Here is a 23,829-nt window from a genome sequence, read left to right as displayed (position 1 = left end):
CGGTTCCCCCTTTCAAAAGGGAGCCGCTGTTTTTATTTCACCTTGTACAAGTAAATCGTCCACGCCGACTCATCGGACGTGAATACACGGTCCAACACGAGTCCATTTTCCGCCGCGTTATCGATCGGAACCGCCGAGAAAATATAGCGGCCGCCCATTTTTTTCAACTGTTCTGTATTCAGCTGCAAGTTCTTCAGCCGCTTCTTCGAATGTTTTGTGAACATGTACCGTTTTCCAAGTTCTTCTGTAAAAATATAGCAGCGCCCGCCCCATTCGTCAAAATATGTGCGGATCGTTTTGCTTTTTTCCAGTTCACGCTCAATGATTTTGCGGAACTCGTATTTATATGACAGCGGATAAAAGTTGTTGTACGTATCGAGCGTGTAAAACCCGTTGTATTGGGCGATGGCGGGGTGAATGCCGATGCTGACGACGCGGTAATCGGCTACGGGAAGCCCGATGTATTCTTTGATTTCTTGGAACTGTTTTTCCGCGTAAAATTGCTTCACCGTCGGCTCGTAGCGGAAGACGATTTCTTCGTTAATCAAAAACACGAAGATCACTTGAGCCGCTAGCAGCCGCTTCGCCCACCTTCTCCCGTTTTCGCTATATTGCCACATGATTTTCAACGCCAGCGCAAACTGCACATAAATGACAAGCGGGCGCAAAAAATGAAAGCGGGCAAAGTTAAACGTGTCTAAAAAATGGAACCGCTCCGTAAGCGGCAGCCACCCTTTATAAAACCAAAAGGCATACCACGCCGACAGGGCGAAATTCAGTCCGAATAGGAAAAGAAATAACCGTTCTTGCTTCCACCGTTTTTTCACGAAAACGAGATACAACGCCACCAACCAGCTTGGCAAAATAAAAAACGTATGCTCGGTCATGACGTGATGGTGGCCGAGGATAAAGTTTTTCCACGTCAAGCGGACGCAATGCCAAAACGACAACCGGGCATGGAAGTACTCATCCCGGCTCGTCGGCTCGTCTTCCCATAAAAACGAGTACACAAGCCGGTACTCGACAAGCAAATACAACAGCGTCATGTAAGCGATGGAAGTCAAAAAACGGATGTTCCACCCCTTCCCGCGCAGCACATCAACAAGCCAAAAAACGCCCATGGCGGCAAGAAAGAAAAAGAACCCGAGCACAAAGCTGGAATAAAACGGGAGAAGCGTGAGCGCGACGTAATGTTTCCACTCCCCCTCGCCTTTCCGGATGCTCAAAAACGCCCAGAGCGCAAGCGGCATGCCGAGCGTGCTTAACATCCCCGACGGCCAAAACAGCGTCAGCGCAAATGCGAGCGCCACGCCGATGCGAACAGCCATCCAACGCGGCTCGGGCAGGAAATGCGTTTTCAACAACAAATACATGCCCAAAAATGCCACCACCCTTGTGATCGTTTGGCTGAGCGCATAAGCAGTCATCGTGGGAAATAACGCGTGCAGCCAGACGATGCCGGTCAACTCCGAACCGAGGGCATTTCTTGACAACTTGCCGTTGGCGATTTGCGGAATGTTCGCGTCAAGCGGCCCGGTGATTTTTCCGCTTTCGGAGAGCACCTTATACCAAGCGATATTGGAATCCAAATTATCGTGGACGCGAATATGGGCGTTCTCGCCAAGGAGAAAGAGCGGGGACACGTAAAGGGCGATGAGGCAAAGTGCCAAAAGGAAAAGCCATCGTTCTCTTTGTTCGGCCATCGGCATCACGCTCCCGCCATAGCTGTTCTTGGCCATGAAATCCCTATTGAATACGATGTGCAATAAGAAGAAAATTATTCCATTCTTACATGACTGTCCTCAATATTGTGATGCATTAAAACCATAGCCAAGTTGCACACGCTTTATTTTCCCCTTATCATGGTATACGTAAACGAATACATAGAAAGGGGAGCACACCATGCCGAAACAACTCCCTCCCGGCCAATTTGAAACCGAAAAATGGCCGATTTTGCATGAAGGGGACGTGTACGAATTTGATGAGGCGACATGGGAATTTCGATTGTTCGGCGAGGTCAAAAAGGAGGTCTCCTTCTCCTATCAAGAAGTGATGGCGCTGCCGAAAACGATTTCCACCGTCGATATGCATTGCGTCACGACATGGTCGAAATTTGATACGACGTTTGAAGGCATCGCCTTCCGCGAGTTTTTGCGCTTTGTGGAGCTAGATCCTGATGTGAAATACGTGAAAATTTACGGATATTTAAACGGCGACCGGTTCGGTTATTCGGCGAACTTGCCGCTTGACGCGCTGATGGGCGACGATGCCTTGTTTGTCTATCGATGGAAAGACAAGCATCACGACTGGCAGGACATCTCGCCGAAGCACGGCTATCCGCTCCGGTTCATCCCGCCGGCGACGTTTTACTTATGGAAAGGGGCGAAATGGGCGTCGGGCATCCGCTTTATGAAGGAAGATGAGCCGGGCTATTGGGAGGAGCGCGGCTATTCGATGACCGCCAATCCGTTTAAAGAGGAGCGGTTTGCCGAGTGGGTGCCGCGGATTCGCTTTTGACAAACGCAAAAAAAGCGAGGGAAAAACCCTCGCTTTTTGTTCCTCAAGCGGCTTGGCGAGATGCCGCCTGTTTGTCAAGCCAAGCACGAAGGCGCCAAAAGAGAAGCTGAAATACGATGGCCGCCATCGCTCCTTTGACGGCGTTAAACGGCAAAATCGCCGATACCACCAACGCCTTCGCTTCCGGCGCGCTCATCTGCGGAGCGCCGAGGAAAAGCGTGTACGCCGGCAGAAAGACGTAGTAGTTGAGCACGCTCATGACGAGCGCCATCGTCACTGTTCCCGCCGCCAACCCCAGCAGCAAGCCTTTTTTCGATGCGGCTTTCCGATAAATATAGGAAACCGGCAAAAGGAACGCCACCCCGGCAGTGAAGTTGGCGATCTGGCCGACCGGAACGCCGGTCGCGCTGCCGACGAACACGTAGTTCAGCACGTTTTTCAATAGTTCGACCGCCACACCGGCGAGCGGGCCGTACAACAAGGCGGCGATGAGCGCCGGGATGTCGCTGAAGTCAACAAGCAAAAAGTTCGGAAACGGCGGCAGCGGAAAGTTGAGCATCATCAGCACATGCGCCATGGCGCCCAACACTCCGATGCTGACAAAGGCGCGGATGGAAATGCGTTTCATCCTATTTCGCGCAGGAGACTCCCACTTCAACGACCAAAGGGAGTAAGTGGGAGAGGAATGCGCGTTCCCCCTTTCTTTTGTGTATGATATAATAAAGGCGTGGAGAAAACCGTTCAATAAAGGCACTCCAATCACGGCTACTCGATGTATGGAGTTGGTTACAGGAAACGTTGTAACCGTAAAACATCGAGCGTAGGTCCGTCTGTTGTGTGTGGAAGCCAAGTACTGCCAACAGACACACCGAGAGAATCGGTAACGATGCAGGCATGACCTGCGTCGTTGGGTAGTCGTCAACCTGCCCCCTGATGCAACCCCAAGTCAAGGAAGGAGGACGAAGTCCGTTTGCACTTCTGGGGAGTTGCAAGCCCCCACTTCAAGCGTTAGCTAAGTGGGGGTAGTTGACCCTCACAAGAAGAAGGCTGCCGCTGCGAGCGCCAACAAAAACTCCCTTAAACCGAACAAGGCTTAAGGGAGAAAAAGGGTGTGCGCAACTAGACGTTCGCATGCGCCAAAACGAACGCCGGCAAACCTTCATCTTCTCCCATCCAGACTATACTGTCGGCTCCGGACTTGCACCGGATCCTGCCTTGCGGCTCGCGGGCTGAGAGGCGAAGCGCCTCATCACCGCCGGTCGGGAATTTCACCCTGCCCCGAAGATGAATCGTTTTTCATTTTTAATTATTCTGATGAGTTTAGCATACAATACTGTTTTCAATTTGTCTATGTTTTTTGCTCACAGCTTGATTATTCCCGCATCGAAAGCGAATCTCCCGGTTCAAGCACCGGTGGGGCGACTTGAACCAAATCGGCGTATTTCAATCCCGTCCCCGTGTTGAGCACGACGACCGTCTCCCCGTCGCGAATCCAGCCGCTCTCGCGCAATTTTCGGACCGCCGCAAACGCCGCCGCTCCTTCCGGGCAAACGAACGCCCCTTCGAGCTCCGCCACCGTCCGCTTCTCGGCCAAAATCGCCTCATCGCCAATGGTTTGACGCCCAATTCCTTCGCTTTCGAAATCCCAACCGCCTCGCCGGCCGCGGAAAACTCGCGCGCCGCATGGCGCTCCCTCTTTCCCTGGTGGAGATCGCATATGATAAAATAAACACGGAACCGCTCCGCTGCATTGGAGAAGCGATTCGCGCATTCACCCAACACTCATACATAAAAAGGAGATGAACAAATGAAACAAGAATTGATCGAACGCTTCATCCGCTACGCGAAAGTGAATACCCAGTCCGATCCAGAAAGCAGCACATGCCCGTCGACTCAAGGGCAATGGGAGCTGGCGAGAATGCTCGTCGAAGAGCTGAAGTCGATCGGCATGGAAGACGTCACAGTCGACGAAAACGGCTACGTCATGGCGACGCTGCCGGCCAATACGGACAAAAACGTGCCCGTGATCGGCTTTTTGGCTCATATGGACACCGCTCCGGAGTTTACGGGAGCCAACGTCAACCCGCAAATCATCGAACAGTACGACGGTGGCGACATCGTGTTGAACAAAGAACAAGGCATCATCTTGTCGCCAAACGATTTCCCGGAGCTCGCCGGCTACAAAGGGCATACACTGATTACAACCGATGGGACGACGCTGCTTGGCGCCGATGATAAAGCCGGAATCGCCGAAATTATGACCGCGATGAACTATCTCATCCAACACCCGGAGATCAAGCACGGCAAAGTGCGCGTCGCCTTTACCCCGGATGAGGAAATTGGCCGCGGGCCGCATAAATTTGACGTTGCCAAATTCGGCGCCCAATTTGCCTACACGGTCGACGGCGGGCCGCTTGGCGAATTGGAGTATGAAAGCTTTAACGCTGCCGAAGCGAAAATCACGATTAAAGGCAAAAACGTCCATCCGGGCACAGCGAAAGGAAAAATGATCAACTCGATCAAAATCGCCATGGAGTTCGAGCAGCAGTTGCCAGCCCATGAGGCGCCGGAACATACGGAAGGATATGAAGGGTTTTACCATTTGCTTTCGTTCCAAGGCAGTGTAGAGGAAACGAAGCTTCATTACATCATCCGCGACTTTGACCGCGAACAGTTTGAGGCTCGCAAAGCGAAAATGAACGAGATCGCGGCTTCGCTTGCGCAAAAATATGGAAACGACCGAATCACTCTCGAAATCAACGACCAATATTACAACATGCGCGAAAAAATCGAGCCGGTGCGCCACATTGTTGACATCGCCCACGAAGCGATGACGAACTTGGGCATTGAACCAAAGGTGAAACCGATCCGCGGCGGTACAGACGGGTCGCAGCTCTCCTACATGGGGCTGCCGACGCCGAACCTTTTCGCCGGCGGCGAAAACTTCCACGGCCGCTACGAATACATTTCCGCCGATACAATGGTGAAATCGGCCGAAGTGATCGTGGAGATCATCAAGCTGTTCGAGCAAAAAGCATCTTGATCTACGGAAAACCTTTCTTGAACGATCTTTTTTCGATCGTCCAAGCACAAGCGGCTGCAAGCCCGCCCGTTAGGAGTAAAGAAAAGGTGTCCCGAGTCTTTTGGGGACACCTCCGCCTCCCGCTGTTTCAAATAGGCAGCCAAATAATCAGCCCGTCCGAACGCGAAGAAAAGCGGGACGGCAAGGCGTCTATCCAAACGACTGATCGCCGTTATTCGTTCGAACACAAAAAAGGTGTTCCGCCAACGATCGGAACACCTTTTTCATCGTTTTGCCATTCCGTGCTATGCCACGCGAAACAAACATGAACGCCACGTTCTTTTCTTTGGTTAGATCGTCTCCTTCCCGCGCACGCCGTTGATCGAATAGCTCGCTGTAATGGCGGCATTTAACGAATGGGAAACGGAACAATATTTTTCTTTTGACAACCGAATGGCGCGGGCGACTTTGTCTTCCGGCAAATCGCCTTCGAGCGCATAATGAATATGAATGTCGGTAAACCGCTTCGGGTGGTCATCGGCGCGCGTTCCTTCGACTTCCATCGAAAACGCGCGGACGTCAAGCCGCATTTTCCGCAAGATTAAAACGATGTCAATGCCGGTGCAGCCGGCCAAGGCGTGAAGCAACAGTTCCATCGGCCGGGCGCCGGAATCGTTGCCGCCAACGTCTTTCGCGGCGTCGATCGGAATGGTGACGCCGGAAGCGCTTTGGCCGCTGAATGACATGTTTCCGTTCCACGTGACGGTCGTTTTCATCACAGCCGCTCCTCTCTTCTCTGCGTTTGCTGCGGGACGAATGAACTCGTCCGTCCCTGCCTGCTTTTCAGTTTACCGGTTATCATGTGGAAATGCAAAACAACCGCTTTTCTTCATTTCCAGTCTACCGTTTTAACCGGCGCATGATAAAATAGAAACATGCACAAACTTGTTGAGTAAAGGGTGTTTGATTCGATGACCGCACTCATTTTGCTTCTTGCTTATCTTCTCGGCTCGATTCCGTTTGGCCTTCTTGTCGGAAAAATCGGCTACGGGATCGACATCCGCGAACATGGAAGCGGCAATCTCGGGGGAACGAACACGTTCCGCGTGCTCGGGGCGAAAGCGGGCACGATCGTCATTGTCGGGGATATGTTGAAAGGAACGCTGGCGGCGAGCTTGCCGATGTTTTTTTCCGTCCCCGTGCATCCGCTTTTGGCCGGAGCGGTGGCAGTCGTCGGCCATATGTATCCGGTGTTCGCCAAATTCCGCGGCGGCAAGGCGGTGGCGACATCGGGCGGGGTGATGCTGTTTTATTCGCCGTTGTTCTTTTTGTCGCTCATCGCCGTGTTTCTTGTCGTCTTGGCTGTTTCACGCTACGTCTCGCTGTCATCGATGGCCGCGGCGCTGTATGCGGTCGTGTACACCGTCTTTTTCACGGACGACATTCCATTGACGGTGGCGGTGTTGTTGCTGGCTTCGTTTATCTTTTATCGTCATCGCGCCAACATCAAGCGCATCTTGAACAAAACGGAGCCAAAAGTGAAATGGCCAAGCAAACGCTCATGACGACGGACGGAGAAAGGAGATTTGCTGCGTTGAGATTGCCGGAAGCATTTGTCGCGAAAATGAAGAAGCTGCTTGATGAAGAAGCAGACGAGTTTTTCGCTGTGTATGAAAACGAAAAAATCAACGGCTTGCGCGTCAATCCGTTGAAAACCGACCCGGACGCATGGGTCAAAACGGCGCCCTTTTCCCTTTCCCCGGTGCCGTTTTGCCCGACCGGGTTTTATTATGAACCGGACGAACAGCCGGGAAAGCATCCGTACCATGCGGCCGGCCTGTATTACATTCAAGAACCGAGCGCGATGGCGGCCGCCGAGGCGCTGCAGCCTGAGCCGGGGGATACGGTGCTTGACTTGTGCGCCGCCCCTGGCGGGAAAACGACCCAGCTTGGCGCGATGATGAAAAACAGAGGGCTGCTTGTCGCCAACGAAATCCACCCGAAACGGGTCAAAGCGCTTGCAGAGAACGTCGAACGGTTCGGCTTGACGAACACCGTCGTCGTCAATGAAGCTCCCGAAACGCTTGCCGAGCGGTTTCCCGGCTTTTTTGACAAAATTTTAGTGGATGCTCCGTGCTCGGGGGAGGGCATGTTCCGGAAAGAAGAAGAGGCCGCCTCGTTTTGGAGTCCGGCCTATGTGGAAGAATGCGCGGCAAGGCAGCGGCGCATTTTAGAAAGCGCCTATGCGATGCTGAAAGAAGGCGGCATTCTTGTCTATTCAACATGCACGTTCTCTCCGGAGGAAAACGAGCAAACGATGGAATGGCTGCTCGAGACGTACGATGATTTGCGGTTGCTGCCGATTGCGAAAATCGGCGGCATCGAGCCGGGACGGCCGGAATGGACGAAAACCAATCGATCCGATCTCGTCCACGCCGCCCGCCTTTGGCCGCATCGCCTCAAAGGGGAAGGACATTTTGTCGCCAAGCTGCAAAAACAGCGGCCGACTCCACCTTGGAGCGGGCGGTGGGCGAAAGCGAACGCGCCAAAAGCGGCCGTCCGATTGTACCGCCAATTTGAACAGCAATCGTTGCAAACCGTGCAGCACGGAACAATCCTCTCGTTTGGCAGCCATTTGGCCATGCTCCCGGACCGATGCCCGGATTTGTCCGGCTTGAAAGTGGTGCGCGCTGGCCTTCATCTTGGCGAGGCCAAAAAGGAGCGGTTTGAGCCGAACCATGCGCTCGCCTTGGCGCTGCGAGCGGACGAAGCGAAGCACGTGCTCGACTTATCAAGCGACAGCCGGGAATGCCTGCAGTATTGGCGCGGCGAAACGCTGTCCACCGGCGGCGACCGCGGCTGGCTGCTTGTGACGGTCGACGGGTTTCCATTCGGCTGGGGAAAAGAAGTCAAAGGGACGGTGAAAAACTTTTATCCGAAAGGGCTGCGTCTGATCTAACGGCGGGGCCGCACGAGGCTGGAACGGCCAAAAAAAGGGGCTGACCCAAAACGCGAATGCGTTTTGGGATCAGCCCCCACTTTTTTGCCTCAAATATAGAAGAATCGCCCTTTTTTCTGGTAGAATAGAGTCACCAAAACCACTACCACCGAAAGAAGGGCGATTCTTTTATGAAACATGATCATATTTCCTTTAAAGAGTATACCATGGACAACCTCTCTTTGCCAAGCAACATCGCCGATCTCATTCCACGGGATAACATGGCCCACGTGGTTCATGAGATGGTTGAACGCATCCCGATGGAGACGTTTCTTGCTTACTACAAAGGAGGGGGCGCCTCCGCCTATCATCCGAAAATGATGACCAAAATCCTCCTTTACGCTTACACCCAAAAAATGTATCATGGCCGTGAGATTGCACGGCAGCTCGAAGTCCACCTTCCCCTCATGTGGCTAAGTGGATTTCAAAAGCCGGACTTCCGCTCCATCAATCGGTTTCGTTCGGAGCGGATGAAAGACCTGATTGACGACCTGTTCCGGGAAATGATCACGCTGCTCGTGGCCGACGGCTATGTCAAGATGGAAGATTATTTTGTGGATGGAACGAAAATTGAAGCGAATGCCAACCGGTACACCTTCGTTTGGCGCAAATCGGCTGAGAAGTACCAGGAGAAACTCCAAGCCAATGTCGATCGGCTGATTGCCCAGATCGAGGCGATCGTGGAAGAAGAAAAGGCGGAAGACATCGACCCTTCGCCGGCCTTTACGTCAGAAGAAATCCGAAAGAAAACCGAGGAGTGGGAAAAACGGTTGGAGGCCGAGCCGGACAACCAACCGTTGAAGAAGGCCATCAAGAAGATGAAGGAGGACTACTTGCCCCGCAGTGAAAAGTATGAACACCAACTCCATGTATGCGGGGATCGCAACAGCTATTCCAAGACCGATGTGGATGCCACCTTCATGCGGTTGAAGGAGGATCACATGCGAAACGGCCAGCTCAAGCCGGCCTATAACGTACAGGTGGGTTCTTCCGGCCAATTTATTTTGGGGTATTCCCTTCATCAGAGGCCGGGCGACACTCGTTGTCTTCTCCCGCATTTGGAGACCGTTCGAGAGAAGTACGGCGTGGAACCCGAACGTTTGATCGCTGACGCGGCTTATGGCTCGGAAGAGAACTACGTGAAGCTGGAAGAGAAGCACATATCGGCCTTGATCAAGTACCATACGTATGAGAAGGAGAACACGCGCAAGGTCAAGAAAAATCCGCATCATCAGCAGAATTGGACCTATGTGGAAGAAGAAGACGTTTGGATTTGCGCCAATGGGAAAAAGCTGGTTCGCACCGGAACTTCGAAACAGACCACGGAATCAGGATACACCTCGGTCACCCGACACTACCAATGCCATGAATGCGAAGGATGTCCGTTCCGTTCGGCCTGCACGACTTCCAAGTATGGACGAACCACGCAATGGAACCCCGTCTATCATGAACAAAAACAGAAAGCCCGCGAACGGTTGGAGAGTGAAGAAGGGCAAGCCCGATACCGCCAACGCCAAACCGACATTGAGAGTGTATTTGGGCAAATCAAACAAAATCGCGGGTTTCGTCGCTTTGTCCTGCGAGGCCTCCAAAAAGTTTCCATCGAATGGGGGCTGGTTTGTGCTGCCCACAATCTTCTCAAAAAAGCCGCTAGGGACAAGCAATTGTCCTTGGTGGCGTAAATGAGGGGGAGAACAGAGTCGGAATTTTGTTCCGTTTGGTAAAATATACAAAAACCAGAGAGGGCTGACTCCAAAAGTCCGCTTTTTGGCGGACTTTTGGGTCAGCCCCCTTTTTCTTCCAAATAGACGCCGACAAGATTCACGATGTTGCACGGAAACGTTGACGTCAACGTTTTTACCGCGGACGGTTTGTCGGGATCGTTAAGGTAAATACGATTTCATCGGCCGCCAAATCGATTTTTTTCGCCGCTACTTGATACCCGTTGCCAAAACGAATCTCATGGAGCGCCACATAAATGCGGGCCCGTCCCGGATCGATGATGACTTCATCCGGCAGCGGCGCATGCTTTTGCAAGTAGCGAAGCACGTACGTCACCGGCAGCTTCCAGTCGCCGAGCGAAATGACCGGTTCGACAAGTTCGACGTTCCCGCCTTTCACGACTTTCGGCACAAACGAGACGACGAGCTCGACGTTGCGCCCAAAGATCGGAATTTCACTCGAGACGTAAACGCGGTCGGCGAGCCAAACGTCATAGCGAAGCGGATGGTCTTTCGTTTTTTCCGCCAAATAATCGTTAATGACAGCGTTCAAGTGCGCTTTTTTGGAGTACACCGTAAACGAAGCCCCTTCCACATCCAGGCGCTCCGGCCGTTTCACCGGCGGAGACGGCTGCAGCAGCCAAACAGCGGCAAGAATGAGCACAACAGCATTCACAGCCGCCAAAACGAAAAACGATCGTTTCCAATTCATTCTAACATACTCCTTATGCTGCTTCATTTCGTTTCCATCAGTTCGCCCACCACTCTTTTCGCGCATCGAGCGACTCATACACCCGCACTGCCATTTGCGCATATCCCTCGGCGTTCGGGTGAAATTCATCGCGGTGAAGCAAATCATCGCGGTTGGCAAACATGTCTTGAATATCCACAAAGATCGTGCGCGGATAGCGGGAAACCACTGCTTGGCTTGTGCGGTTCCATTCGGCGATGACATCATCGATTTCCGGGATGTTCGGCAACGTGGCGGAAAACGGATTGTACAAACCGATCAGGACAACGACCGCATCCGGGTTGATCGTGCGCAACAACATCAACAAATGATCGAGCCGCTCGGCAAATCGTTGGCTCTCGTTCGCAAACCGCTCGTACGATAAGTCAAAAAAATGAGCGCGGACGACATTCATCACATCATTGCCGCCGATCGTGATCATGACGATATGAGCCCGCTCAAGCTCCGCCTGATGGGCGCGAATAACCGGTTCAAGTTCGGTGATGCGCCGGCCGCGCTTTCCGGCATTCGTGACGGTCACCGTCCGCACCCCATCCTCCGCCGCCAAAAGCGGGACAAGGCGGCCGACATAGCCGCCTTTCCTTTCACCGTCTCCGACTCCTTCGGTCAATGAATCGCCTAACGCGACGAGGTGAATGTCTTTCGGCAACGGCTTCGCTTCTGGCTGGCTGACGGCGGTTTCATGCGGGCGGTCCGGCTTCCCGCCGGCCGGGAGCACCGTGCACCCGGCAAGCAACACCCCCACCATGATGAGCCATCCCCATCGCATCATGTGTGACACCTGCCTTTTGCCGCAACAAGGGGAAAGAAAAGAAGGCAAAAAGGCGGTAGCCGTTTTTGCCTCATTGCGACGACTGCAAAATTTCAATATGCTCTAAAATCGTATCGTACGGCACATCTTGCACACCGCTGTACGTCTGAACCACTTTTCCGTCCGGCCCGACTAAATAAAAGCTTGTGCCGTGGATGACTTGGTCATCGCCAGCCGGCTTTTGCACCATCGTTTTAAAGCTTTTTTGCGCCAACTCGCTGATCTCGGCCGGGCTGTATCCAGTCAGCAAATGCCAGTTTGCTAGATCATCTGTAAATTGCTTCGCATACGCCGCCAGTTTTTCCGGCGTGTCAACTTCCGGGTCGACACTGAACGAAACAAATTCAACATCGAGCCCCTTTTCTTCCGCCTTCTCTTTCAGTTTGGCCATGTGGGCGGTCATCGGCGGACACACCGTTTCGCAATTGGTAAAAATAAAATCGGCGACCCACACTTTTCCTTTCAGATCGCGAAGTCCAAACGGCTTGCCGGTCTGATCGACAAACGTAAAGTCAGCGACCGGCCAGTTTTTGGCATCCGGAATTGTTTTTCCGCACGCGGCAAGCAAACAAACGGCTGCCATCATCATGATTCGTTTCCACATCCACTGCTCGTCCCTTTCATCCTGTATCGCTTTGTTTCAAACTGCGCCCGACCCCTTGTGCTCCCCTTCTTCCGTATAATACATCAGCGCAAGCGCGCCGGGTCCGGTATGAATCGAAATAACCGGCGTCGTTTCAACAATGTCAACCGGCACAGAACCGATCGCCTCAGCGACTGCTTCTCTCAGCCGCTCCGCCCAGCGCCTGGCATCGGCATGGGCAATGGCGACCGCGCGCACCGGCGCTTCCGCCTTCTCCTTAACCAACCGGCCCGCTAAATCGGCGATGGCTTGCGAAAAGCTGCGCACGTTCGACACCGGTGTATACAGCCCGTCAACAAGCGCAGCGATCGGCTTGATGCGCAGCAACGAGCCGACGAGCGCTTTGCCGCGGCCGATGCGGCCGCCTTTCGCTAAATGATCGAGCGTATCGAGCACCACATACAGCCGCGTACGACGGCGCACGTCGTCTAAGCGCCGGATGATCTCGTCAACGCTTCGACCCGCCTTCGCCAAGCGGGCGGCTTCAAGCACTTGGAATCCAAGCGCATACGAAATGAATTGGGAATCGACGACCGTCACGTTCGCTTTGGTCAGGGCCGCCGCATGCTCAGCCGAACGGACCGTGCCGCTCAGCTCGCTGGCCATATGGATCGATATGATCTCGCTTCCGTCCGCCCCGAGCCGGTCATAGACAGCTAGAAACTCACCGACCGACGGTTGCGAGCTTTTCGGCAGTTCACGCGCTGCCTTCATCTTCGCCATAAACTGCCCTGGTGTGATCGTCACCCGGTCGACAAACGCCTCGCCGTCAACCGTCAAATGAAGCGGAACGACTTCAATGCCGTGCTCGGCGAGCACCGAAGACGGCACATCAACCGTTGAGTCGGTTACAATTTTGATTGGTTTCATTCGCTCACTCCTAATACTGATGATCTCGTTTCCATTATATAATGAAACCGGCAAAAATCCTACCTAAAAACGTCCATGAGCAAGCTCGGCTCATCCCCAAGCAGGAACATCGCCCATTATGAACGATACCGGCAGAAAAAAAGTTGTTTTGCCGCCAAGGGCAAAACAACAACAGTCATGCATTATGCTTTAACGCCGTTTCTTTAAAGATCTGTTCATATACAGGCCATTTCAGCACTTTCTTCAAATGTTCGCGGAACGAATACACAGAACGGCTCGTTCTCGATCGGTACACCTTTGCAATAAACGCCTCCAAGCGCAGTTGGACCATGAATCGGTATGTGTTCTCTTCCTCCAATACTGGAATTTCGATAATCTTGACCTTCTGCCCATACGCGTTTTGAAACTCGAGGCTTTTGAATAGCAAAATATCAATCCTCTTTTTCACCGATTTACTTTTATTATACACCAATCCGGTGAAAAAGTATGTCGGAATGCGGCGAATTTGTTCCGACTTTTTTCGTCAAATCAATAGATGGAACAAGTTCGGGTCTTTGTTGACCTCTTGGAACGGGAAACCTTTTTTCTTCATCCGCTCGATGAGCGGTGCGTAGTCTTCGCGCCGTTTCAGCTCGATGCCCACAAGCGCCGGTCCGCTTTCTTTGTTGTTTTTCTTCGTGTATTCAAACCGGGTGATGTCATCCGTCGGCCCAAGCACTTCATCCAAAAACTCGCGCAGCGCCCCGGCCCGCTGCGGGAAGTTGACGATGAAATAGTGCTGCAGCCCTTCGTAAATCATCGAGCGCTCTTTGATTTCCTGCATCCGGTCGATGTCGTTGTTGCCGCCGCTCACCACGCAAACGACCGTCTTGCCTCGGATTTGTTCCTTGTAAAACTCGAGCGCGGCAATCGGCAGCGCCCCAGCCGGCTCGGCGACGATGGCATTTTCGTTGTACAGCTCCAAAATCGTCGTGCACACTTTCCCTTCTGGAACGACGACGATGTCATCAAGCACCCCGCGGCATAAGGCAAACGTTTTTTCCCCGACCGTTTTGACGGCGGCGCCGTCCACGAACTTGTCAATCTCCTCAAGCGTGACGACACGTCCATGCTCGAGCGCCGTTTTCATCGATGGGGCGCCGGCCGGTTCGACGCCAATCACTTTAGTGGACGGGGAAATGCTTTTCACATACGTCCCCAGCCCAGCCATCAATCCGCCGCCCCCGATGCTGGCAAACAAAAAGTCAATCGGCTCATCGCAGTCGTTGAGCACCTCGACGCCAATCGTCCCCTGTCCGGCGATGACGTATTCGTCATCAAACGGATGGATGAACGTCCGCCCTTCCGCCTCGGCGCACTTCACCGCTTCGTTGTAGGAATCGTCAAACGTGTCGCCGACAAGCACGATCTCAACCATGTCTTTGCCAAACAGCTGCACTTGCGACACTTTTTGCCGCGGCGTCGTCGCCGGCATATAAATTTTCCCATGCACGCCAAGCGCTCGGCATGAATAGGCCACCCCTTGGGCATGGTTGCCGGCGCTGGCGCATACCACCCCGTTTCTCCGCTCCTCATCCGTTAAATGCTTCATCCTGTTGTACGCCCCGCGCAGCTTAAACGAACGCACGACTTGCAAATCCTCGCGCTTTAAGTAGACATTGCATTCGTAGCGCTCGGATAACAGCGGATTTTTTTGCAGCGGCGTATGGAACACAACATCCTTCAACGTATGATACGCGATCAAAATGTCCTCGACGTATACTGCCCCTTGCTTCCGTTTCAGCTGTTGTTCCATGTTCTCGTTCCCTTTCTTTTCTAAGTTGTCTTTGATTTGTAGATTATATCACAAATTCGTAAAAAGAAAAGGGAATTTTCGAAAAGTTTTTGAGTGAAGAGGGGCTGGCTCGCGATTATCGCGATAATCCCGCTTTACCGGACGCTTCCACGGTCCTAGCTTGACGTCATCGGATGAGCTTCTAGAAACCTCTTCCACTCGGCCAATACAGGCACAGCGAACGGCTCGTTCATGCGCAAGCGGACCGAAAAAACGACCGGCGCTATGTCCGGTCGTCCTCTTTTTTAAACTCTTCTTCCTCGGCAAATTCCGTTGCCCATCTTCCTTCATCATACCAGCGGTGCTCTTCTTCCCTCCTTGCCTCTTCGAGAACATGGCTTTCCATATACAAGTGGAAAAACGCTTCAACCGCCCCGATCGCCAAGGCGCTGAAAAATGCGCCGTATGCCATGTTGACGGACGGGGCAATGAGGGCAAAGCTGGACGGCCAAATCAACAAAAAGGAAAGCGGCACGTCAAGTGCGGCAGCAACAAAATGGCCGACGCGCGGCAAGATGAACACATCGCCGATGACGTAAGACACGAGCGCCGTGATGACCGTCATGAGCGAAATCAACGAAAGCGGGGCGTTGAAGATCGTAAACATGGAAAATAAGACGACGCTCCAAGCGGCGAGCTTGACGATAAAAGGAACGATATGCTTCATTTGTCTTCCTCCATTTCCATTGTTGGGTCTTACTTGTTATCGTTCCTTGTTCGCCCCGCTTCTATGCAAAAAGACGCGCCCAGCCAAAAGCTAAGCGCGCCCTGTTTTTCGCTCATAAATGAGAAAGGCGTGATCGTATCGGTTTTTTTCATCGATCGTTCCTTGCGTATATGAAACGATCTCCCACTCTTGCTCGGAAATCGGCGGATAAAACGTATCGCCAGGGAACGAGGCGAAAATTTTCGTCACATACAGTCGGTCGGCAAGCGGCATCGTCGCCTGAAACAGTTCCGCTCCTCCGATGATAAACACCTCTTCATCGTTGCGGCCGGCGGCCCACTGTTTCACCTCGTCGAGCGAGTGAAGCACAAGGCAGCCTTCCGGGCGAAACGAACGGTTGCGCGTGACGACGATGTTTTCCCGGCCGGGAAGCGGCCGGCCGATCGCCTCAAACGTTTTTCGCCCCATCACGATGGCATGCCCCATCGTCACCCGTTTGAAATACGCCAAATCAGCCGGCAAATGCCAAGGCAAACCGTTGTCTTTGCCGATCACCCGGTTTTCATCCATCGCCACAATGTGCGACATCATCGCGCTCTCCCCTTCACACCGCCACCGGCGCTTTAATCGCCGGATGCGGATCGTAGCCGACGATTTCAAAGTCGTCGTATTCATAGTCAAAGATAGATGGCGGCTTCCGTTTGATCACGAGCTTCGGCAGCGGGCGCGGCTCGCGCGTCAGCTGCAGTTTCGCTTGTTCCAGATGATTTTTGTACAAATGGACGTCGCCGCCGGTGAAAATGAGTTCGCCGACATCGAGGTCGCACTGCTGGGCGATCATATGCGTCAACAACGCGTAGCTCGCGATGTTAAACGGCAACCCTAAAAACGTATCAACGGAGCGCTGCTGCCACATGCATGACAACCGGCCGTTGGCGACGTAAAACTGGAAGGCGTAATGGCACGGCGGCAGCTTCATCTCGTCCAATTCCGCTACATTCCAAGCGCTCACCAGCAGCCGGCGTGAATGCGGATTTCGTTTGATCTCTTCGACAACCCATGCGATCTGGTCGATGGTTTTCCCGTCTGCTCCCTTCCACGAGCGCCATTGCGCGCCGTAAATCGGGCCGAGATCGCCGTTTTCGTCCGCCCACTCGTCCCAAATCGTCACGCCATTCTCCTGCAAATAGCGGACGTTCGTATCGCCTTTTAAAAACCAAAGCAGTTCATAAATGATGGAGCGGATATGCAATTTTTTCGTTGTCACGAGCGGAAATCCATCTTGTAAGTTGAAGCGGAGCTGGCGGCCGAACACCGACAGCGTGCCGACGCCCGTTCGGTCTTCTTTTTCGACGCCGTTTTCCAAAATATCCTCCAAAAGCTGTAAATATTGCCGCAATGTCCTCACCTCACGCTCTATCATACCATAAAGCAACGCATGGTGAACCACTTGTCCGTGAACTACCCCCACTTAATTTTCTAGCGAAAATTTGAAGTGGGGGCTTCCAAAGAAGTTTGACTGCTTCAAGCAATCCTTATTCTTTGAGGCGTGTCCACTTCGCCGCTAGAGCATAAGACACTCAGGTCTACAGCTTTACTTTTCTTTAAGATGTTTAATGCGCCATTGACATCAGCATTAATTAGTTTGCCAGACTTTGTTCGATACAAGCCGCGCTTAATACGTTTGCCGCTGAACTTATATTCTTTTGGATTGTCGGCATTATATTCAGGAATCTCATCGCCGTCAAAAAAGCTGGCTTGAGACGTATAGGATTCTTCCTGTTTCAAGAATTCAATGCCGTAAAATTCACAAAGATATTCTAGTTTTTCTTTTATGTTACCGAGAGGAATATTGACAAAGTTTTGATTTGTCTTTTTTCCTAGATTCATATTGCGTTGCCATGTTTCCGCATAGCCAATGACAAGTTTGCCAATTTGATTTTCAATACAGTAGTTAATGATGTAACGGCAAGTCTTGTTGATATAATCATTCACTTTATTATTGCGATTCATAGCAAGCAAAGCCTGTTTACGAGTGGTGCCTTTGATTTTTTGCTTATCTTTTATGCTTTGAAGTCTGGCATTTTCTTTGTTAAACCATTGATTTATACTTTTTAATCTCCGCCCATCAATGATGAACGATCTGCCGTCTGATGTGACACAAGTGGCAAGATTATTTAATCCTAAATCAATCGCCAGTGCTTTTTGGTCATTTAATTCTCTTTGATCTTCAGGCATTTCATATTTATACTGAATCTCAAAGAACCTGGCATGATGCTTAGGAATGATTTCAATCTGCTTAATCTTTTTGTCCAGTAACACAGGCGGAATCGTTATCGTGATAGGCTTGTGAGTCTTTTTAAATAGGCGAGAATACGGTATCGTGAATTTGTTGCCGTCTATACGAATCTGGCCAATGATCAGTGAATGAAAGCCATCTTTTTTAAGATATTTTGGAATACTGATAGCCTTGTGGTCATATTTTCCTTGTTTGGCAAGACTGATCAAACCAAAGAAAGATTTAAAGGCTTCATTGACCTTTTTTAAAATTTGCTGTGCCATGTTGCTGTTTAACAGCTTATAGTTTTCGTTAGTTTTGGCAAGATGATAATTTTTCTCATAATTAAGAAATTCCTTGTGTTCAAAATAGTATTGTCTGACATTGTACAATCCGACGTTGTACATGTTCTTGGCAATATGGCACAGTTCTCGAAGAGTCAAGTATTCTTCTTTGGTCAAACCATTTAGCTGTTGTTTGATACAAAAATACATTTTTTCACCTCCCATCTAACTATATTATACTATATTTTACTGAATCTATCCTGAAAACACCATTTAAGACAAAAAACGGAGCCCACCTAGCCTTCGGAATCGTATTCCAAAGGAAGGTATTTCAGTATATATATGGTTAATAAGTGCTATGCACTCGTTTTTTCCAGTTTCACTTCGTACCCTAACCCCTCTAATCGTTTCACCGTTTGACGCACGATGCTCGCTTCTCGCTGCCGATCCCAGTAGTCGGCTCCCAACTCTCTATACGGTTCCTTTCGAGTTAAGATGTAATAGATCATTTCTAAAATCGTTCTCCCGACCGCGACACTCGCTCGATTTGCTCCTCTTCGTTTGGCGATCCGATGATACTTGGCCGATAGGTACGTGTTCTTCGTCCGGGCGGCGGCACGGGCGCATTCCACGAGGCACGACCTTAGCTTCTTGTTCCCTTTCCTCGTTCGACCTGACAACCGTTTCCCTGCACTCTCATGATTCCCGGGAGCCATTCCGGCCCATGAGGCCAAGTGCGCGGCGGTAGGGAACCGGCTCATGTCCGTCCCGATTTCCGCTGCAATTTGTTCCGCGCTTTGCCGCCCCACTCCCGGGATCGTATCGATGAGCTCCAGCGCTTCATGAAAAGGGCTCGTTCGTTCCTCGATTTCTCGATCCAATCGGGCAATCGCTTCATCTAAATACTCCACATGACGCCATTGCTCGGCCAGCATCATGCGTTGATGCGGCCCTATCACTCCTTTCAACGCGCGCCGGAGTTCTTCCGTTTTTTGTTTCAGCCGCCCTTTGGCGAGCTGGGCGAGGGCCGCCGGATCGTCTTTTCCTTCGATAAGGGCGCGAATGATGAGCCGGGCCGACATCCCGTTGATGTCGGATACGACCGAAGAAAGCTTGATATTGGCTCCTTCCAGCACTTTTTGGATGCGGTTGAGCTCCCGTGCCCGTTCCTCGATCAAACTGCGCCGATAACGGACCAGTTCAGTTCCCGGAGCTCCCGCTGAGCTCGATGAGGGATGTAACTCCCTTTTAGCAATCCATGGCGAAGTAAGTCCGCGATCCATTCGGCATCTTTGACATCGGTCTTTCGCCCGGGAACCGCTTTGATGTGTTGGGCATTGACGACAAGCACTTCGATCGGCTCTGTTTCGAGGAGATTATACACCGGCTTCCAATATACGCCCGTCGACTCCATGGCAACGTGCGTCACCTTTTTTTCTTTCAGCCAATCCACCAACTCCTCGAGATCGTCGGTCAGCGTACCAAACGTGCGAATCTCTTTTCCTTCAGGGGTAAGGGCGCAAGCCGTAATCGATTGCTTATGCACGTCCAATCCGCAACAGCGTTCATACAAGACGCGCATCGGTCTTCCTCCCTGCTTCGTTCTCAAAAACAGCTGGTGCAGCAGCCTTTGTTCAAGCATTCTATCCTGCGTGCTTCCCTCAAGGGAGCGACATTCCGTGGTGCACCAGACTACTGGGGTCTGTCTATCCTTCGGACTTTTACGTACCATAGATACAACGACCTCATGACCCCAGCTGCAAGGAGACCATTCGACAGAAGGTTGTTTTCATCCTTCCGATGGTGACGAAATTTTTTTGTCATGGGAGTCTATCCTATTTTCAGCAAAATATAGTTAAGGCGATTCATCTCCCACTTACTCCGCTTCGCTTCGTTGAAGTGGGAGTCTTCTCGCCTAATTAAGATAAACAAAAAACCTGCCGGTTGCCGGCAGGTTGACGCTCGTATGTAAGATGGCGGAGGAAGAGGGATTCGAACCCCCGCGGGCTGTGACACCCCTAGCGGTTTTCGAAACCGCCCCCTTCAGCCAGACTTGGGTATTCCTCCGTATAAAAATGGAGCCTATCGGATTCGAACCGATGACCTCCTGCGTGCGGGGCAGGCGCTCTCCCAGCTGAGCTAAGGCCCCATGGCAATGGTCGGGAAGACAGGATTTGAACCTGCGACCTCACGGACCCGAACCGTGTGCTCTACCAAGCTGAGCTACTTCCCGTCGTTCTCTTGTTTATTTTCCCTTGCGACAATTCATATTCTATATGAGTTCTATAAGAAAGTCAATAGTTTTTTTATTTTTTGCGGTTGCTCACACAAAAACGGACAAAAGGCGCGTTTTTTCCACAGCCGAACGCATAGCGCCCCCCTTTTTTTTCCTATACTAAAAACACATCAAACGCATCAAGAAAAGGGGACGCTCCGTGAAACTGATTCCGCCGGCGCAGCGCAAACGGGCGCATTTGTCGCAATTGACAACCACCCATTTCCATTTGCGTCATCCGCTTGTCGTCGCCTTTTTTCCTTTTCGTTTCCGGGTTTCGGCAATTTGATGCAGCAACGCTACGCCACGGCCTTTATGTTAATCCTCTGGGAGCTGTTTATCAACACAAAAGCCCATATCAATACAGGTATATTATACTCGCTCCTCGGCGATTTTGAAAAGGCCAAAGAGTTGTTCGCAACGCTCGTTGAAACAACCGCGAGGGGATTCCCCGCGGTTTTATTGCTTTCCTTCTCAATACACATCCCGCCGCGTAAAAACAACAAAAGCGACGATGAGGGCGACAAGCCCCCAAACGGCCAGCACGACCATCGAAAAGCCAAGCGTCATTCCCTCAATCGGCGGAGTCGCTCCTTTTATGTAATCTGTCAGCCGCAAATTGACCATAAACAAATATTTCGCCGAATGCCATGACGACACCATGTTCGACAAAATCGCGCCAGAAATCAATGCCGCGAGCATAATGCCCATCACGGCCGCCGTGCTCCGAAGCAGCACGGAACACATAAACGTCAGCGTGCCGACAACAGCACTCACAAACGTGGCGAGCCCAAGCTCGATCAAAATGTATTTCCATTGCGGAATCATGTGAACGTTCGTTGTATCGAGATCCTCTCCTTGAGGGACAAAACCGGTCAATAGCGGCAGACGGAAGCCGCCATATCCAAACACGAGTCCGGAGATGGCATACGACAGCACCGCCGCCATCAGCATAATGAGCGACACCGACAGGAGCAACGCGATATATTTGCTCAACAAAATTTTCCACCGCTTCACCGGCCGGACAAGCAGCAGTTTGATCGTTCCCGAGCTCGCCTCGGACGACACTAAATCGGCCGCCACCACCATCACCAAAAGCGGCAAAAACAAGTCGATGGCGTTTTCGATAAACGTGCGCATAAACGTCGGCGCACCGGGAGCGGACGGGTTGATGTTATGTTCTAAGTAATACTGCTGCTGCTTGAGACGGATTTGCAAATACTTCCGCCATTCTTCCGACATGCTCGACGACTGGAGGCGGTTTTGCAAATCGACGATTTGCTGCTGCAGCTGCGTCCGCCAGTCGGTCGTGCCAAGCCGTTTTCTCAACTCTTCCGTCTCGCGGTATTGGGCGTATGTAAACAAGGCGACGAGCACCGCAATGATGGCGGCGATCACCCATAGCCGCTTTTTGCGGACGATTTTCAACATTTCATTATACACGAGCTTACTCAATCGTTTCGCCCCCTGTCAGCTCGATAAACAAATCTTCGAGCGTCGGCAGCCGCGGTTCAATTTCCGACACCGAGACGCCGGCTTGGACAAGCTTGGCGTTCCAAGCGGCTAGTCTCGACGGCTCATATGGCGTGACGATCGTCTCTTCATCAGCGCGCAGCACCTCGGTTTCCTCGGCCAACAGCGCCCGCGCCCGCTCGATCGGAACGGCTTTCCAAACGACGCGCGCCTGCTGGTTTAACAGCCGCTCCACCGTGTCGACCGCCAAGAGCCGCCCTTTCGCCATAATGGCGACGCGGTCGCACATTAATTGAATTTCGCTTAACAAATGCGATGAAACGAGGACGCTCAACCCTTCCGTTTCCGCCAAAAAGCGGATGAAGGCGCGCATTTCGCGAATGCCGGCCGGGTCAAGGCCGTTGGTCGGCTCGTCCAAAATGAGCACCTTCGGCTTTCCAAGCAGCGCCTGCGCGATGCCGAGCCGCTGCCGCATGCCGAGCGAATACGTGCCCACCCGGTCATGGATGCGCTGTTCCAGCCCGACGAGCTTCGCCACTTCCATGATGCGATCTGCACCAATTCCCGGCATCATGCGGGCGAAATGTTCAAGGTTTTCCCAGCCTGTTAAATACGGATACATTTCTGGGTTTTCGACGATGCAGCCGATCTGGCGGATCGCGTCGGTAAACTGGCGATGAAGGTCATACCCGCCAATTGCCACCGTCCCCGCCGTCGGCCGAATGAGCCCGACGAGCATGCGGATCGTCGTCGTTTTTCCCGCGCCGTTTGGCCCTAAAAAACCGAATACTTCCCCTTCATGCAGCTCAAACGAAATGCCTTTAATAATTTCCTTGCCGCGAATCGTTTTTCGCAGCTCTTTGACCATCAATGTCGCCCGTTTGGTCATCGCTCGTCCTCCTCCGTCAACGTGATGAGCGAGGCGACGCGCTCTCCAATCCGCTTGTACCCTTCTTTGTTTGGATGGAAATGGTCGCTATATAAATAATCATTGACATGCAAGGCAAACAAGTCAAACGTCGGCACCGCGACGATGTTCGGATAGCGGGCCGCCACTTCCGCTGATGCAAAATTCCAATCGCGCACAACGGCCGATGTCCGTTTGGCATCGTCTAAATCGCCAAACGGGTTGTACAAGCCGATCGCAAAAATGACCACTTCGCTGTTGAAGCGGCGCAGCGCGGCGAAAATGCGGTCAAGGTTCTCCACATACCGGCGCTTCGCTTCATCCAGCTGCTTGGCGTTCAACCGAAGCGCTTCCCCCCTTGAAACAAGTCGTTGCCGCCGATCGTCATCACGATCAAATCCGCCATGGCGACTTGCCGCTGAATCTCAGGCTGGCCAAGCTGGCGAAGCAGCCCGTCGGAGCGAAGGCCGCGAACCGCCAAATTCGTCACACGGATCGGCCTATCCGTTTGCCGGCGAAGCGCATCGACCATATAGCCGACATACCCTTTTCCGCTTTCATCGCCCGTTCCTCTCGTCAACGAGTCGCCAAGAGCAACAATATCCATTTTCTCATCATGTCGCCTTGTTTCAGCCGTTGACGGCCGTTGTTCTTTCGTCGGCGGCTTGGCGGTTGCAAAAAACTGATCTTGCACCGCTAATGCCAGGCCGCCAAGCCAAAGCGCTCCGGACAGAGCGGCAACAACGATGAGAAACGAAACAGCTCTCCGTCTCATGCC

General features: G+C 52.2%; 21 protein-coding genes, 3 tRNA genes, 3 pseudogenes and 1 riboswitch. Of the genes and pseudogenes, 6 read left to right on the top strand and 21 right to left on the bottom strand.

Annotated elements, in window-relative coordinates:
• Positions 1-32: 32 nt before the first annotated feature.
• Positions 33-1,703 carry a DUF6044 family protein gene (locus tag ACR1UW_RS09815; RefSeq protein WP_498933121.1) on the bottom strand — a complete coding sequence of 557 codons (1,671 nt, stop codon included), beginning with the start codon at positions 1,701-1,703 and terminating at the stop codon, positions 33-35.
• A gap of 199 nt (positions 1,704-1,902) precedes the next feature.
• On the opposite strand from ACR1UW_RS09815, the gene ACR1UW_RS09810 reads away from it, so the two are divergent.
• A complete protein-coding gene (locus ACR1UW_RS09810; RefSeq protein WP_498933119.1) occupies positions 1,903-2,517 on the top strand; it encodes a sulfite oxidase-like oxidoreductase in 615 nt (204 codons plus the stop codon).
• Between the two features lie 43 nt (positions 2,518-2,560).
• Here the strand turns inward: ACR1UW_RS09810 and ACR1UW_RS09805 are convergent, their stop codons facing one another.
• Together ACR1UW_RS09805 and ACR1UW_RS09800 are read right to left on the bottom strand one after the other, a co-directional pair.
• Positions 2,561-3,145, bottom strand: coding sequence for an ECF transporter S component (locus ACR1UW_RS09805; protein ID WP_095859372.1), 585 nt, complete (start codon positions 3,143-3,145; stop codon positions 2,561-2,563).
• Positions 3,146-3,674: 529 nt separating this feature from the next.
• Positions 3,675-3,807: riboswitch (FMN riboswitch) on the bottom strand.
• 82 nt (positions 3,808-3,889) lie between these two features.
• Positions 3,890-4,129 (bottom strand): annotated as a pseudogene (locus tag ACR1UW_RS09800) (threonine synthase); the annotation flags it as partial.
• Between the two features lie 195 nt (positions 4,130-4,324).
• Between ACR1UW_RS09800 and pepT the strand changes: the two are divergent.
• Positions 4,325-5,560 carry a peptidase T gene (gene pepT, locus ACR1UW_RS09795; protein ID WP_498933117.1) on the top strand — a complete coding sequence of 412 codons (1,236 nt, stop codon included), beginning with the start codon at positions 4,325-4,327 and terminating at the stop codon, positions 5,558-5,560.
• A 329-nt stretch (positions 5,561-5,889) separates the two neighbouring features.
• Here the strand turns inward: pepT and ACR1UW_RS09790 are convergent, their stop codons facing one another.
• A complete protein-coding gene (locus ACR1UW_RS09790; RefSeq protein WP_033009997.1) occupies positions 5,890-6,315 on the bottom strand; it encodes an OsmC family protein in 426 nt (141 codons plus the stop codon).
• 195 nt (positions 6,316-6,510) lie between these two features.
• Here ACR1UW_RS09790 and plsY point away from each other — a divergent pair, with 195 nt between their 5' ends.
• The 3 genes from plsY to ACR1UW_RS09775 all read left to right on the top strand — a co-directional run bounded on the left by plsY (position 6,511) and on the right by ACR1UW_RS09775 (position 10,219).
• Positions 6,511-7,104, top strand: coding sequence for a glycerol-3-phosphate 1-O-acyltransferase PlsY (gene plsY, locus ACR1UW_RS09785; protein ID WP_498933114.1), 594 nt, complete (start codon positions 6,511-6,513; stop codon positions 7,102-7,104).
• 29 nt (positions 7,105-7,133) lie between these two features.
• Positions 7,134-8,498: an RsmF rRNA methyltransferase first C-terminal domain-containing protein gene (locus ACR1UW_RS09780; protein WP_498933112.1), complete on the top strand. Its 1,365-nt coding sequence runs from the start codon at positions 7,134-7,136 to the stop codon at positions 8,496-8,498.
• A 170-nt stretch (positions 8,499-8,668) separates the two neighbouring features.
• The gene (locus ACR1UW_RS09775) at positions 8,669-10,219 is read left to right on the top strand and encodes an IS1182 family transposase (RefSeq protein ID WP_171698435.1); all 1,551 of its coding nucleotides are present in this window, start codon (positions 8,669-8,671) and stop codon (positions 10,217-10,219) included.
• A gap of 175 nt (positions 10,220-10,394) precedes the next feature.
• On the opposite strand, the gene ACR1UW_RS09770 is transcribed toward ACR1UW_RS09775, so the two are convergent.
• The 14 genes and pseudogenes from ACR1UW_RS09770 to ACR1UW_RS09705 all read right to left on the bottom strand — a co-directional run bounded on the left by ACR1UW_RS09770 (position 10,395) and on the right by ACR1UW_RS09705 (position 20,629).
• Positions 10,395-10,970 carry a YpmS family protein gene (locus ACR1UW_RS09770; RefSeq protein WP_033014084.1) on the bottom strand — a complete coding sequence of 192 codons (576 nt, stop codon included), beginning with the start codon at positions 10,968-10,970 and terminating at the stop codon, positions 10,395-10,397.
• Between the two features lie 37 nt (positions 10,971-11,007).
• On the bottom strand, positions 11,008-11,781 hold the full coding sequence (locus ACR1UW_RS09765; RefSeq protein WP_033009999.1) for an SGNH/GDSL hydrolase family protein: 774 nt from the start codon (positions 11,779-11,781) through the stop codon (positions 11,008-11,010).
• Between the two features lie 70 nt (positions 11,782-11,851).
• Positions 11,852-12,424: an SCO family protein gene (locus ACR1UW_RS09760; RefSeq protein WP_498933109.1), complete on the bottom strand. Its 573-nt coding sequence runs from the start codon at positions 12,422-12,424 to the stop codon at positions 11,852-11,854.
• Positions 12,425-12,460: 36 nt separating this feature from the next.
• Positions 12,461-13,333, bottom strand: a complete 873-nt coding sequence (locus tag ACR1UW_RS09755) for a DegV family protein (RefSeq protein WP_498933107.1) — start codon at positions 13,331-13,333, stop codon at positions 12,461-12,463.
• A gap of 175 nt (positions 13,334-13,508) precedes the next feature.
• Entirely contained in the window at positions 13,509-13,760 is a 252-nt protein-coding gene (locus ACR1UW_RS09750; RefSeq protein ID WP_096225270.1) for a YpmP family protein, read from the bottom strand.
• 96 nt (positions 13,761-13,856) lie between these two features.
• The gene (gene ilvA / locus ACR1UW_RS09745) at positions 13,857-15,128 is read right to left on the bottom strand and encodes a threonine ammonia-lyase IlvA (protein ID WP_050367280.1); all 1,272 of its coding nucleotides are present in this window, start codon (positions 15,126-15,128) and stop codon (positions 13,857-13,859) included.
• Between the two features lie 262 nt (positions 15,129-15,390).
• Positions 15,391-15,834 (bottom strand): YndM family protein, encoded by a 444-nt coding sequence (locus ACR1UW_RS09740; protein ID WP_063211610.1) that lies wholly within the window; start codon positions 15,832-15,834, stop codon positions 15,391-15,393.
• Positions 15,835-15,924: 90 nt separating this feature from the next.
• Complete coding sequence (locus tag ACR1UW_RS09735) at positions 15,925-16,425, bottom strand: dihydrofolate reductase (RefSeq protein WP_033010007.1); 501 nt, start codon at positions 16,423-16,425, stop codon at positions 15,925-15,927.
• A 13-nt stretch (positions 16,426-16,438) separates the two neighbouring features.
• The gene (thyA, locus tag ACR1UW_RS09730; protein ID WP_033014075.1) at positions 16,439-17,233 is read right to left on the bottom strand and encodes a thymidylate synthase; all 795 of its coding nucleotides are present in this window, start codon (positions 17,231-17,233) and stop codon (positions 16,439-16,441) included.
• A 125-nt stretch (positions 17,234-17,358) separates the two neighbouring features.
• Complete coding sequence (locus ACR1UW_RS09725; RefSeq protein WP_047817673.1) at positions 17,359-18,606, bottom strand: RNA-guided endonuclease InsQ/TnpB family protein; 1,248 nt, start codon at positions 18,604-18,606, stop codon at positions 17,359-17,361.
• 146 nt (positions 18,607-18,752) lie between these two features.
• Positions 18,753-19,978: pseudogene (locus tag ACR1UW_RS09720) on the bottom strand (IS110 family RNA-guided transposase).
• Between the two features lie 392 nt (positions 19,979-20,370).
• Positions 20,371-20,463, bottom strand: a tRNA-Ser gene (locus tag ACR1UW_RS09715).
• A gap of 9 nt (positions 20,464-20,472) precedes the next feature.
• Positions 20,473-20,545 (bottom strand) — tRNA-Ala (locus ACR1UW_RS09710).
• Positions 20,546-20,552: 7 nt separating this feature from the next.
• Positions 20,553-20,629, bottom strand: a tRNA-Pro gene (locus ACR1UW_RS09705).
• A gap of 202 nt (positions 20,630-20,831) precedes the next feature.
• On the opposite strand from ACR1UW_RS09705, the gene ACR1UW_RS09700 reads away from it, so the two are divergent.
• The gene (locus ACR1UW_RS09700; protein WP_498933105.1) at positions 20,832-20,960 is read left to right on the top strand and encodes a hypothetical protein; all 129 of its coding nucleotides are present in this window, start codon (positions 20,832-20,834) and stop codon (positions 20,958-20,960) included.
• Positions 20,961-21,145: 185 nt separating this feature from the next.
• On the opposite strand, the gene ACR1UW_RS09695 is transcribed toward ACR1UW_RS09700, so the two are convergent.
• From ACR1UW_RS09695 to ACR1UW_RS09685, 3 genes and pseudogenes are all read right to left on the bottom strand, one after another.
• The gene (locus ACR1UW_RS09695) at positions 21,146-22,126 is read right to left on the bottom strand and encodes an ABC transporter permease (RefSeq protein WP_498933103.1); all 981 of its coding nucleotides are present in this window, start codon (positions 22,124-22,126) and stop codon (positions 21,146-21,148) included.
• Positions 22,119-23,033, bottom strand: coding sequence for an ABC transporter ATP-binding protein (locus ACR1UW_RS09690; protein ID WP_237420291.1), 915 nt, complete (start codon positions 23,031-23,033; stop codon positions 22,119-22,121). The genes ACR1UW_RS09695 and ACR1UW_RS09690 overlap by 8 nt, the downstream gene beginning before the upstream one ends.
• Positions 23,030-23,826: pseudogene (locus tag ACR1UW_RS09685) on the bottom strand (SGNH/GDSL hydrolase family protein). The gene ACR1UW_RS09690 and the pseudogene ACR1UW_RS09685 overlap by 4 nt, the downstream one beginning before the upstream one ends.
• Positions 23,827-23,829: the final 3 nt, after the last annotated feature.

The organism is Geobacillus lituanicus (assembly GCF_050994965.1).
In the GTDB taxonomy this organism is placed as follows: Bacteria; Bacillota; Bacilli; order Bacillales; family Anoxybacillaceae; genus Geobacillus; species Geobacillus stearothermophilus.
Note: the sequence above shows the minus strand (reverse complement) of the source record. Positions and strands in the feature narration are given on the sequence as shown.